The sequence below is a fragment of the Methylobacterium sp. UNCCL125 genome (assembly GCF_900116795.1).
GTDB classification, from domain to species: domain Bacteria; phylum Pseudomonadota; class Alphaproteobacteria; order Rhizobiales; family Beijerinckiaceae; genus Methylobacterium; species Methylobacterium fujisawaense.
In genome coordinates, this window is the sequence record NZ_FPBW01000031.1 from 56,033 (window position 1) to 68,358 (window position 12,326).

The 12,326-nt window shown below is 69.8% G+C and carries 13 protein-coding genes; 12 read left to right on the top strand and 1 reads right to left on the bottom strand.

Annotated features, from left to right (window positions below):
- Window positions 1-2: 2 nt before the first annotated feature.
- Window positions 3-620: a glutathione S-transferase family protein gene (locus BM396_RS25955; protein ID WP_043356393.1), complete on the bottom strand. Its 618-nt coding sequence runs from the start codon at window positions 618-620 to the stop codon at window positions 3-5.
- 339 nt (window positions 621-959) lie between these two features.
- Between BM396_RS25955 and uraH the strand changes: the two genes are divergently transcribed.
- The 12 genes from uraH to BM396_RS26015 form a co-directional block, all read left to right on the top strand.
- Entirely contained in the window at window positions 960-1,313 is a 354-nt protein-coding gene (gene uraH, locus BM396_RS25960) for a hydroxyisourate hydrolase (protein WP_043385777.1), read from the top strand.
- A 248-nt stretch (window positions 1,314-1,561) separates the two neighbouring features.
- Window positions 1,562-2,716, top strand: coding sequence for a transporter substrate-binding domain-containing protein (locus BM396_RS25965; protein ID WP_043385775.1), 1,155 nt, complete (start codon window positions 1,562-1,564; stop codon window positions 2,714-2,716).
- Window positions 2,713-3,354, top strand: coding sequence for an ANTAR domain-containing response regulator (locus BM396_RS25970; RefSeq protein ID WP_043385772.1), 642 nt, complete (start codon window positions 2,713-2,715; stop codon window positions 3,352-3,354). The genes BM396_RS25965 and BM396_RS25970 overlap by 4 nt, the downstream gene beginning before the upstream one ends.
- A gap of 35 nt (window positions 3,355-3,389) precedes the next feature.
- Window positions 3,390-4,637, top strand: coding sequence for an urea ABC transporter substrate-binding protein (locus BM396_RS25975; protein ID WP_043385770.1), 1,248 nt, complete (start codon window positions 3,390-3,392; stop codon window positions 4,635-4,637).
- A gap of 62 nt (window positions 4,638-4,699) precedes the next feature.
- Complete coding sequence (locus BM396_RS25980; RefSeq protein WP_043356373.1) at window positions 4,700-5,572, top strand: ABC transporter permease subunit; 873 nt, start codon at window positions 4,700-4,702, stop codon at window positions 5,570-5,572.
- Window positions 5,573-5,582: 10 nt separating this feature from the next.
- The gene (locus BM396_RS25985) at window positions 5,583-6,641 is read left to right on the top strand and encodes a branched-chain amino acid ABC transporter permease (protein WP_043385856.1); all 1,059 of its coding nucleotides are present in this window, start codon (window positions 5,583-5,585) and stop codon (window positions 6,639-6,641) included.
- Window positions 6,638-7,384, top strand: coding sequence for an ABC transporter ATP-binding protein (locus BM396_RS25990; protein WP_043385767.1), 747 nt, complete (start codon window positions 6,638-6,640; stop codon window positions 7,382-7,384). Before BM396_RS25985 ends, BM396_RS25990 begins: the two co-directional genes overlap by 4 nt.
- Window positions 7,377-8,087 (top strand): ABC transporter ATP-binding protein, encoded by a 711-nt coding sequence (locus BM396_RS25995; protein ID WP_043385765.1) that lies wholly within the window; start codon window positions 7,377-7,379, stop codon window positions 8,085-8,087. Before BM396_RS25990 ends, BM396_RS25995 begins: the two co-directional genes overlap by 8 nt.
- 33 nt (window positions 8,088-8,120) lie before the next feature.
- Window positions 8,121-9,113, top strand: coding sequence for an acetamidase/formamidase family protein (locus BM396_RS26000; RefSeq protein WP_043385762.1), 993 nt, complete (start codon window positions 8,121-8,123; stop codon window positions 9,111-9,113).
- A 21-nt stretch (window positions 9,114-9,134) separates the two neighbouring features.
- Window positions 9,135-9,896 (top strand): SDR family NAD(P)-dependent oxidoreductase, encoded by a 762-nt coding sequence (locus BM396_RS26005; protein WP_043385760.1) that lies wholly within the window; start codon window positions 9,135-9,137, stop codon window positions 9,894-9,896.
- Between the two features lie 315 nt (window positions 9,897-10,211).
- Window positions 10,212-10,916, top strand: coding sequence for a L,D-transpeptidase (locus BM396_RS26010; protein WP_043385757.1), 705 nt, complete (start codon window positions 10,212-10,214; stop codon window positions 10,914-10,916).
- 140 nt (window positions 10,917-11,056) lie between these two features.
- Window positions 11,057-12,326, top strand: a 1,270-nt coding sequence (locus BM396_RS26015) for an ethanolamine ammonia-lyase subunit EutB (protein WP_091995027.1), incomplete at its 3' end; no start/stop codon positions are given.

Consider the following 12,326-nt stretch of genomic DNA (forward strand, 5'->3'; position numbering starts at 1 on the left):
GGTCACCCCGCGGCCGTGAGGCCGGCGGGTGTCTTCGCGAGAGGGACGAAGCCCGGCAGGCTTTCGACCCGGCGCAGGAACGCCTCGACGTTCGCATAGCTCGACAGATCCACGTTGCCCTCCGGGGCCCGGGCCAGGTAGCTGTAGAGTGCCACATCCGCGATGGTCGGCCGCTCGGCCGCGAGCCAGTCCCGCCCGTCGAGATGCGCCTCGAGCCGCGCCAGAAGCGTGTGCGCCCGGGCGATCACCTCCTCCGGATTGAACGTGGCGCCGAAGACCGTGATCAGCCGGGCCGCGGCCGGTCCGTAGGCGAGTTCACCCGCCGCGACCGACAGCCAGCGCTGGACCGCCGCCGCACCCTGCGGATCCTCGGGCAGCCAATCCGACCGGCCGAGCCGTTTCGCGACGTAGACCAGGATGGCGTTGGAATCGGAGACGATTACGCCGTCGTCGTCCAGCACCGGTACCTGACCGAACGGGTTCATCGCGCGAAAGGCCGGCGTCCTGTGCTCGCCCGCCTTCAGGTCGACCTCGACCAGCTCATGCGGCGCGCCGACCAGGGACAGGAACAGGCGAGCCCGGTGCGCGTGGCCCGAGAGGGGATGATGGTAGAGCTTCATGGTGGCGGTTCTCCGTCGGGGGCCGGGATTGCCCCGCGCCGCGACGGTAGAATGCTGCCGTCGCGGCTTCGGCGGAATGCGCGTTCTGCGCAGCACATCATTCCGGAAATCGGAATAATCATCGGCGCCTGTCGCCGGCCTGGCGCGAGAGCCGGGATCGCGACCAGTCCTCAGATCCGTGCCGGCGCGCCGATGCCGCGCGCGAAGGTTCGGAGACGTGAGGAGCGGTTGGAGGGATGACGTCCTCTTTTCGGGTTGCACCTGCGGGATCTGCGTGCTCGTCTCACCCGCCTTCGCCTCCGCCGGGCCCGCGGACGGGTCGTCGATAGGATTCTCGCCATGGGCCATCTCTCGACGCACGTGCTGGACACCACCTCGGGCAGGCCGGCTGCCGGCGTGGTCATCGAACTGCGCCGCCTCGCCGCCGACGGGACGGCGGAGCCTATCGCCTCGGCCGTCACCAATGCCGACGGGCGGACCGACGGTCCCCTGCTGGACGACGCGACCCTGTCGGCCGGCACCTACGAATTGCTCTTCCATGTCGGCGCGTATTTCGCCCGGATGGGTCTGGACGGATCGCCACCCTTTCTCGATGTCATCCCCGTCCGATTCGGGGTCTGCGACCCGGACGGGCGCTATCACGTCCCCTTGCTCGTCACGCCGTGGAGCTACGCGACCTATCGCGGAAGCTGACGTGGTCCCGCGCCGGACAGGACCGGCGGCAGGGCTGAAGAGCCGCGTCGCAGGCCGCGCAGAGAGGATCGGGACGCAACCTCCGAAAGGACCGCGCGGGCCTTGACACGGGCTTCATAACCGAAGAGCCTAGTTTTCAGGCGCGGGGCAAAGCTGCCCAGTTTCGCGCCACAATGTCTCGACCTTTCCCGGCGATGCCGCCCGCAGTGCTCACGCACTGGCGGGCTTTTTGCGTTCTGAAGGATTGCATGGGCCTCAGCCATCACAGCATCGGCATCCTGTTCTCCACGGACGGTCCCTACGGCCTCGTGGGGCGGGCCATGCTGAACGGCGCACGGCTGGCGGTCGAGGAGGTGAACGCGCAGGGCGACATCACCCTCGAGCCGGTGATCTGCGACCCGCAAGGCGCCCTCGCCGGGTACGTGGCCGGCGCCGAACAGCTCCTCGGCGCGGGCATCCGCCACGTCGTCGGCTGCTACACCTCGTCGAGCCGCAAGGAGATCATCCCGATCTTCGAGAAGCGGGATGGATTGCTCTGGTATCCATCGCATTACGAAGGGTTCGAGACGTCGGCGAATGTGATCTACACCGGCGCCGCACCGAATCAGCACATCGTCCCCCTGGTCCGATACCTGCTCGCCCGGGGCGGCCGTACCGCCTTCTGCGTCGGGTCCAACTACATCTGGGCATGGGAGAACAACCGGATCCTGCGCGAGACGCTGGCGATCGCGGGCGGCCAGGTCACGGGTGAACGCTATCTCGCAGTGGGCGAGACCGCCCTCGGGCAGGTGATCGAGGCGATTCTGGACGCGAAGCCGGACTTCGTCTTCAACACCCTGATCGGGACGTCGGCGTATCGCTTCTTCCGCGATTTCCGGAACGCCTGCCGCGCGCGCGGCATCGACCAGCCGCGGACATTGCCGGTGGCGAGCTGCAGCCTCGCCGAGCCGGAATTGGAGGCGATCGGGCCGGAGGCGGTCGACGGTCACCTGTCGTCGAGCGTCTACTTCACGTCGATCGACTCTCCCCGAAACCGGGCCTTCACGGCCGCCTATGCGGCGCGCTTTCCGGACGGGCCGACCGCGTCGGCCGATACCGAATCCTCCTACATCGCGGTCCATCTCCTGGCGCGGGCGCTGGCGCGGGCCGGGACGGAGGACGCCGCGACGGTGCGCAGGACCGCCTGCATGGACGCGTTCGACGCGCCGCAGGGGCCGGTCCGTCTCGACGAGACCACGCTCCATGCCTGTCTGACGCCCCGGATCGGCCTGTCGACGGCGGCGGCCCGCTTCAGCATCGTGGCGCAGGCGGACGAGCCGGTGGCGCCGGATCCCTATCTCGTGCGCAGCGACCCGCGCGTCGTGCCGGTGAGCCGGCGTCCGCGCCTGCGGGTGGTGCCATGACGAATCCCCGCCTGATCCAGAACTTCAGTGGCGCGCAGGCCCTGCTGATCGCGCCGCCGGGCACCGCCACCGACGTTCTCGCCGGCACCCTGTTGAAGCTGGGGCTCACGGTCGCCTCGGTCGTCCCGGCCGGCGAAGCGCCCTGGCTCGATTTCGAGAGCCTCGACCCCGAGCGCCACATCGTCATCGTGGACGGCGACCTGCCGCTGCCGGGCATCGCGGCGAGCGCCGTCTCCGATCTGCCACCGGTGCCCGTGGTCGGGCTCGTCGGCGCCGAGGCGCCCAGCCGGCTCAAGGGGCTGCTCCAGCTCGGCGCCACCGGGCTGCTGCGCAAGCCGATCCACGGTGCCTCGGTCTACGCCGCTCTGTTCCTCGCGGTGAACGAGCACAACCGGCGGCGCGTGCTCGAGGAACGGCTGGCCCGCCACGAGGAGCGGCGGCGCGGCCGGCGCCACGTCGTCAAGGCGATCCTGCGGCTGATGCAGGAGCACGGCCTCGACGACGACGCGGCCTACGAGGCCCTGCGCCGCGAAGCGATGCGCGCCCGCCAACCCCTCGAAGCGTACTGCGAAACGCTTATCCGCGCCCGGCCGTCTCCCGTGGCGCCCACCGTGGCGCCGCGACTGGCCCGATCCTGAAGTTCTTTCGCCCCCCCGAAGACGAGGATGCCCTGATGCCGAGAACGCCCCGCGGATCCCGCCTGTCCGCCCTCGCGGCCGCCCTGCTCCTGAGCACACCTTTGGCCGCCCCCGCGGCCCGCGCCGCCGACCCAATCAAGCTCGGCGTCCTCGAGGACCAGTCCGGCGACTTCGCCCTCGCCACGATCGGCAAGGTCCACGGAATCCAACTCGCCGCGGACGAGATCAACGCCGCCGGCGGCATCGCCGGGCGCAAGCTGGAACTCGTGATCTACGACACGCAGTCGGACAACACGCGCTATCAGGAATTCATGCGCCGCGTGCTCCAGCGCGACAAGGTCAACGCCGTCTTCGCGGGCTTCTCCAGCGCGTCCCGCGAAGCCTACAGGCCGATCGTCGACCAGCTCGACGGCTTCGCCTTCTACAACAACCAGTACGAGGGCGGCGTCTGCGACGGCCACATGGTCATCACGGGCGCGGTGCCGGAGCAGCAATTCTCGACGCTGATCCCGTGGATGATGGAGAAGTTCGGCAAGCGGGTCTACACGATCGCGGCCGACTACAATTTCGGTCAGATCTCGGCCGAGTGGGTGCGCAACATCGTCAAGGAGAACGGCGGCGAGATGGTCGGGGAGGAATTCATCCCCCTCGGCGTGTCGCAGTTCTCGCAGACGATCCAGAACATCCAGAAGGCCAAGCCCGACATCCTGATGACGCTGCTCGTCGGCACCGCGCAGGCCTCCTATTACGAGCAGGCGGCGGCCGCGAACCTGAAGATCCCGATGGGGTCCTCGGTCAATATCGGCCAGGGCTACGAGCACAAGCGCTTCCAGCCCCCGAGCCTCGCCAACATGTACGTGACCACGAACTACATCGAAGAGGTCGACAGCCCGTCGAGCAAGGCCTTCCTCGCCAAGTGGAAGGCGAAGTTCCCGAACGAGCCCTACGTCAACCAGGAGGCCGAGAACTCCTACCTCGCGGTCTACCTCTACAAGCAGATGGTGGAGCGGGCGAACGGCTCGACCAAGCGGGCCGACCTGCGCAAGGTCATCGCGGCCGGCGACGTCTGCGTGGACGCGCCGGAGGGCAAGGTCTGCATCGACCCCAAGAGCCAGCACGCCTCCCACACGATCTCCCTCGCCAAGGTCGACGAGAAGCACGCGATCTCGTTCCCGAAGACCTGGGACAACATCCAGCCCTACTGGCTCGGGAAGGCCGGCTGCGACCTGACGCAGAAGGATCCGATGGCGCAGTACACGCCGAGCAACCCGCCCAAGCCCTGAGGCGCACGATACCGCCGGGGCCCGTGCGCCCCGGCCCCCTCCGTCATGATCGGGCCTCCTGGATGGATCTGCTGACCCACGCCTTCACGTTCCTCTACCAGATCGGCGACGCGTTCTCGTTCCTGGTGCTCTCCGCCTGCGGTCTCGCGGTGGTGTTCGGCATGATGGGCGTCATCAACCTCGCGCACGGCGAACTCATCATGTGCGGGGCCTACGTGACCGCGGCGACGACGCGGGCCGGGCTGCCCCTGCCCCTCGGCATCCTCGCGGGGGCGCTCGCGGCCGGCGCCGTCGGCATGGTGATGGAGCGCCTCGTCATCCGCCACCTCTACGGCCGGCCCCTGGACACGATCGTGGCAACCTGGGGCATCAGCCTCGCGGCGACGCAGGGCACGCTGATCCTGCTGGGCTCCAGCATGCCGGGGATCGGCACGCCGCTCGGCAGCTTCGCGGTCGGCGGCTACTCCTACTCGACCTATCGCGTGGTCCTGATGGTCGCCGCCGTTGCGGTGCTGGCCGGGCTCTACCTCGCCTTCAACGCCACCCGCTTCGGCACCCTGGCGCGGGCCACCATCCAGGTGCCGCACATGGCCGAGGCCCTCGGCGTCGACACGCGCACCGTCTACGCCCTGACTTTCGGCCTCGGCGCGGCGCTGGCGGGCCTCGCGGGCGGGCTCTACGCGCCGACCATGACCATCGTGCCGACCATGGGCACGACCTTCATCATGGAGGCCTTCGTTACCGTGGTGGTCGGCGGCGCCGACATCTTCCTCGGCACGGCGCCGGCGGCGCTCGTGCTCGGCACGGTGCGGGCACTGCTCACCACGTGGCAGGGCCAGCTCTTCGGGCAGATCGGGCTCCTCGTCGCGGTGATCCTGGTGATCCGGGTGCTGCCGCGGGGCATTTCGGGCCTGATCCTGCGCGAGCGGGCGTGAGGCCATGGTGATGAGTCTGGCGATGACCCTGCTCCGGCGCCTCGAAGGCCCGCAGACCCTGGGACGCGGGCCGGCCTTCTGGACCGCGTTCGCGATCGTGATCGCCGCCGCCATCGCCTATCCGTGGTTCGCGGACGGCTACACGGTCGGCAACACCGCCTACTTCTTCTGCTGGGTGTTCATGGCGCTCGGCCTGTGCCTGATCTGGGGCTATGGCGGCGCGCTGAGCTTCGGCCAGACCGCCTTCTTCGGCCTCTCCGGCTACGCCTACGGGGTGCTTACGCTCAATGTCGGCGCCGCCTACGGTTTCACCCTCGCGGCCCTGGTGCTGGCGGTGGCCCTCTCGGCCGTCATGGCGGCGCTCCTCGGCTATTTCCTGTTCTTCGGCCGGATCGGCGGCGTGTTTCTCGGCATCATCACCCTGTCGGTGACGCTCGCCCTGGAGCGCTTCATGGCGCAGACCGCCGGCCCGGAATGGAAGATCGGGGCGGCGCGCCTCAACGGCTACAACGGCATGAGCGGCATGCCGCCCCTGACCGTGCCGTGGTTCGACGGCGAAATCGTGCTGTTTCCCGACGTCGCCCTCTATTACGGCCTCCTGGGTCTGCTGATCGTCGTCTACCTCGCGCTGCGCATCCTGGTGAACGCCCGGTTCGGCAACGTGCTGGTGGCGATCCGCGAGAACCCGGAACGGGCCGAGATGCTGGGCTACGACGTCCGGCGCTACCAGCTCGCCGCCTTCGTGATCGGCTCGGCCCTCGCGGGGCTGAGCGGTACCCTCTACACCGCGTGGGGCCAGTACATCACGCCCTCCAGCATGGGCCTCACCGCCGCCGCGCTGCCGGTGATCTGGGTCGCGGTCGGCGGCCGCGGCGACCTGACGGCCACGCTGATCGGCACGCTCGTGGTCCTCGGCGGCTTCCAGGCGCTGACGATCTACGGCAGCCAGTACGCCCTCGTGGTGATGGGCCTGCTCCTCGTCGTGGTGGTGCTGGCGGCGCCCGACGGACTGGTGGTGGCAGCCATGCGCGGGCTCGGCCGCCTGCGCCGCCGGGAGGCCGGCCGATGACTCCGCTCCTCGAGACCCGCGCTCTCAGCAAGCATTTCGGCGGTCTCCACGTCACCAACGACGTGAACTTCGCCCTTGCGGCGGGGGAGATCCACTGCCTGATCGGGCCGAACGGCGCCGGCAAGAGCACCTTCTTCCGCCTGCTGCTGGGGGAATACACGCCGGAGCGGGGGCAGATCCTCTACGCCGGCGAGGACATCACCGCGCTCAAGCCCTTCGCGCGGATCCGCCGGGGCATGAGCGTCAAGTTCCAGGTGCCGGGCATCTTCCCGAGCCTGTCGGTCGCCCACAACCTGGAGATTGCGCTCCAGCATCATCTCGAGGGGGCCTCGCTCGGCGCCGAGATCCGCCGGCTGCTCGCCTTCCTCAACCTCAGCGCGGCGGCCTCCGAGCGGGCCGGCAATCTCAGCCACGGGCAGAAGCAGTGGCTGGAGATCGGCATGGCGATCAGCCTCAAGCCGCGCCTGCTCCTCCTCGACGAACCCACCGCCGGGATGTCGCCGGACGAGACCTTCGCCACCGGCGCGATGGTACAGGCCCTCAACCGCGACGGCGTCGCGGTGCTGGCCATCGAGCACGACATGGCCTTCGTCCGGCAGATCGCCCAGCGGGTGACCGTGCTCCATGTCGGGCGCATCTTCGCCCAGGGCACCACCGACGCGATCATCGCGGACGAGCGGGTGGCGGCGATCTACCTCGGCGAGTCGGATGCGCCACCCCTGCGGAGTGTCGCCGATGCCTGAGCCGCTTCTCGCGACCACCGGCCTGCGGGCCGGCTACGGCGGCAAGCCCGTGCTGCAGGGGGTCGACCTCGCGGTCCAGCCCGGTGAGATCGTGGCGGTGATTGGCCGCAACGGCGTCGGCAAGTCGACACTGATGCGCAGCCTCGTCGGGCTGCTGCCCGCCTCCGGGGGCGGCATCGCCTTCCGGGGCGCCGCGGTCGAGGGCCTCGCCGCCCACCGGCGCGCCCGCCTCGGCATCGGCTACGTGCCCCAGGGCCGCGACGTCTTCCCGCGCATGAGCGTCGCCGACAACCTGACGGTCGGCGCGTCCCTGCTGCCGAAGGGCGAGCGGCCGGATTACGAGCGCGCCTTCGGGCCGTTCCCGATCCTGCGGGAGCGGCGCGGGCAGCGGGCCGGAACCCTCTCCGGCGGCCAGCAGCAGCAGCTCGCCATCGGCCGCGTCCTCGTCGGCGGACCCGCCCTGATCCTCCTCGACGAGCCGTCCGAGGGCATCCAGCCCTCGGTGGTGCAGCAGATCGGCCGCACCCTGGTCGATCTCAACCGCCGTACCGGGGTCACGATCGTGTTCGTGGAGCAGAACCTCGACCTGATCCGCGCCATGGCCCAGCGCAGCTACGTCATGGACAAGGGCCGGATCGTCGCGGAGCTGACGGCCCGGGACCTCGACGACCGCGACCTCGTCCGGCGCCACCTCGCCGTCTGACACCTCAATCCGTCAACCAAGGGAGAGACGACCATGCAGTGGCTCGATCAGTCCATCATGGCCCGCAAGGGTGTCGCCGGCGGCAAGTCCGGCCAGGAGCACACGATCACCGAGGCCGAGCAGGGCCGCTACCACTACGTCTACGGGCCCTTCGCCGAGCCGGTCCTCACCGTCGATCCGGGCGCCGTGGTCACGGTCGAGACCCACGACGCCTTCGAGGGCAAGATCCGCCACGAGACCGACAGCCCGACGCAGATCCTGAACTTCCCCTATCTCAACCCGCAGAACGGGCCGATCTTCGTCAACGGCGCCGAGAAGGGCGACTGCCTTGCGGTGGCGATCCGCTCGATCCGGCCGCGCGGCCCGCAGCCCTGCGGTACGACGCTGATCATGCCGGAATTCGGCGGCCTCGTCGCCACCGGCGACACCGCGCTCCTCAACCCGTCCCTGCCCGAGCGGGTGCGCAAGCTCGAGGTGACGGCCGAGAACGGCGTGCGCTGGAACGACCGGATCACGCTGCCCTATCAGCCGTTCATCGGCACGATCGGCACCTCGCCGGAGATCGAGGCGATCTCCTCCCTGCAGCCGGACTATTACGGCGGCAACATGGACCTGCCCGACGTCGGCGTCGGCGCGGTGATCTACCTGCCGGTGAATACCGAGGGCGCGCTCCTGTATCTCGGCGACTGCCACGCCGCGCAGGGCGACGGCGAGCTCTGCGGCGTCGCGGTGGAGCACCCGACCCACACGACGGTGCAGATCGACCTGATCAAGGGCTGGACCTTCCGCTGGCCGCGGCTGGAGACCGCCGACTTCTACATGACGATCGGCTCAGCCCGGCCGATGGAGGACGCCGCGCGCATCGCCTACCGGGAGCTGGTCCGCTGGCTCGCGGCCGATTTCGGCTTCGACGAGATCGACGCCTACATGCTGCTCACGCAGTGCGGGCGCGTGCGGCTCGGCAACATGGTCGATCCGAAATACACGCTCGGCGCGTCGATCGCGAAATCGATCGCGCACGCCTGATCGACGACGGAGGAGGATGGCATGGATCTCGGGCTCAGAGGCCGCCGGGCGCTGGTGACCGGCGGCACCAAGGGCATCGGCGCGGCGATCGTCGACCTGCTTGCCGACGAGGGGGCGGCGGTCGCCCTCTGCGCCCGCAACGCCGCGGAGGTCGCCGCCAAGGTCGACGCCCTGCGCGCCAAGGGCGTGGCGGCGACCGGGCGCGCCCTCGACGTCGCCGATCCCGCCGCCCTGCGCGGCTGGATCGCCGAGGCCGCGGAGGAACTTGGCGGCCTCGACATCGTGGTGCCGAACGTGAGTGCCCTAGCGGTCGGCAACGACGAGGCGGCGTGGCGCAGCGGCTTCACGGTCGACATGATGGGCACCGTCACGGCGGTCGAGGCGGCGATGCCGTTCCTCGAACGCTCCGAGGCCGGCGCGATCGTCGTCATCTCCAGCGTCTCCGGGCGCGAGATCGACTTCGCGGCCGGTCCCTACGGCGCCTTCAAGGCGGCGCTGATCCACTATGCGCAGGGGCTGGCCTTCCAGCTCGCGCCCCGGAACATCCGCGCCAACTCGGTCTCGCCCGGCAACACCTACTTCGCGGGCGGCGTCTGGCACCAGATCGAGACCGGCAACCCGGCGCTGTTCGCCGAGGCGCTCCGGCTGAACCCGACCGGCCGGATGGCGCGTCCGGAGGAGGTGGCCCGCGCGGCCGTCTTCCTGGCGAGCCCGGCCGCGAGCTTCATCACCGGCACGAACCTCGTGGTGGACGGCAGCCTGACCCGCGGCGTGCAGTTCTGAGGCTTTCGAACGCCCGCGGGCGACATCCGGAAGCCTGAATAGGCGCCGGGACCGGCCTGCCGCGCATCGGCAGGCGGGATCGGGACACCGTCCCGAAGGACACGCGCGGCCGGCCCATGCGCATCGGATGTTCGGCGACGAAGTCTGGAGATCGCGGATATCGACCACACTTGCGACGCAATTCGCCTGCTCTCGGCTCTGTAGAGACAAGCTTGCCAGGCGCGCTGGCACGCGGCACTCTCAAGCTTGGCCTTTCGCGCGACGGAGGCACGTTGCGCGGTCGCGCCGGGCTGCAGGACAGGGAAGTCCAGGGCGATGATGACGGACGATCGCATGGCCGGCGGGCTCGACGAGCGCGGGCGCCCCGGACCCGACGCGGGGCTTCTCAGCCGCCGGTCGTTCCTGGCCGGCTCGGCTCTCGGAATCGGCGCCCTCTCGCTCGGCGGGTGCGGGACGACCGACACCTTGCTCATGGCCGAGGCGGCGAAGACCTACGGGCCGATGCCGAACGAGAAGTTCCCGATCCCGGCGGTCGACATCAGCAAGGTCAACCCGAAATACTATCGGCGGACCGTCCAGTACGCCTCGTCGGAGGCGCCCGGCACGATCGTCGTCGATCCCGCCAACTATTACGTCTACCGCATCGAGGGCGACGGCGCTGCCACGCGCTACGGCGCCAATGTCGGCCGTCAGGGCTTCCTGTGGAACGGCAACGCGTATGTCGGTCGCAAGTCCGAATGGGCGACCTGGACCCCGCCCAAGGAGATGATCCGGCGCCAGCCCGAGGCGGCGAAATACGCCCGCGGCATGCCCGGCGGACTCGACAACCCGCTCGGCGCCCGCACGCTCCACCTCTACCAGAACGGCGCCTATACGCTCTACACGATCTACGCCAGCAGCGACGCCGAATCGATCGGTACGGGCATCACCAGCGGCTGCGTCGGCCTGCTCAGCCAGGACATGATCCATCTCTACGCGCAGACGCCCGTCAAGACGAAGGTGGTCGTGCTCCCGGCCTGAGGGCGGGCATCCGCCGCGCGCGATCCCGAACGGAAGGCGTCAGTTTCGCCGATGGCGGTGCCGTTCGCGCTCCCCGGCGGCCTCGACATCCTGCAGGATCGGGTTCCCTGACGTCCGACAGCGCGCCGGGAGCGCCCGCCATGGCCTACGCGACGACGATCGAAGGCACACGCTTCACCTTCCCCGACCTGCGCCGCCTCCTCGCCAAGGCGACGCCGGAGCGGTCGGGCGACCAGCTCGCCGGCCTCTGCGCCGACGGGCCGGTCGAGCGCCTGGCCGCGCAGATCGCCCTCGCGGACCTGCCGCTGAAGACCTTCCTGGCCGAGGAGCTGATCCCCTCGGAGGAGGACGAGGTCTCCGACCTGATCGCCCGCCAGCACGACGCGGCGGCCTTCGCGCCGGTCTCGTGCCTCACGGTCGGCGCCTTCCGCGAGTGGCTGCTCTCCCCCGCCGCCGACGCGCGGGCGCTCGCCGCCCTCGCGCCAGGCCTCACCCCCGAGATGGTCGCGGCGGTCTCGAAGATCTGCCGGCTGCAGGACCTCGTCGCGGTGGCCGCCAAGCGGCCGGTGGTGACGCGCTTCCGCTCCACGATCGGCCTGCCCGGACGCCTTGCCACCCGCAACCAGCCGAACCATCCGACCGACTCGTCCGAGGGCATCCTGATCTCGGCCCTCGACGGCCTGCTGATGGGCTCGGGCGACGCGGTCATCGGCGTGAACCCGGCCACCGATTCCCTGCCGGACTACATCCGCATCGTCGAGCTTCTGGAGACCCTGCGGCTGCGCCTCGACGTGCCGATCCAGCATTGCTGCCTCGGCCACGTCACCGTGGCGATCGAGGCCATGGCGAAAGGCGCGCCTGTCGACCTCGTGTTCCAGTCGGTGGCGGGCTCGCAGAAGGCCAATGCCGGCTTCGGCGTCGACCTCGCCGTCCTGCGCGAGGCCTCGGAGGCGGCGCGGGCGCTGGGCCGCTGCCCGGCGGGCGGCCAGGTCATGTATTTCGAGACCGGCCAGGGCTCGGCCCTCTCGGCCGACGCCCATTGGGGCGTCGACCAGCAGACCATGGAGGCGCGCGCCTACGCGGTGGCGCGCGAGTTCGACCCGCTCCTCGTCAACACGGTCGTGGGCTTCATCGGCCCCGAATACCTGTACAACGGCAAGCAGATCATCCGGGCCGGGCTAGAGGACCACTTCTGCGGCAAGCTGCTCGGCCTGCCGATGGGCGTGGACGTCTGCTACACCAACCATGCCGATGCCGACGGCGAGGACATGGACGCGCTCCTGACCCTGCTCTGCGCGGCCGGCGTCAACTTCGTCATCACCGTGCCGGGGGCGGACGACGTGATGCTGAACTACCAGTCGCTGTCCCACCACGACGCGGTCTTCGCCCGCGAGACCCTGGGCCGTCCGC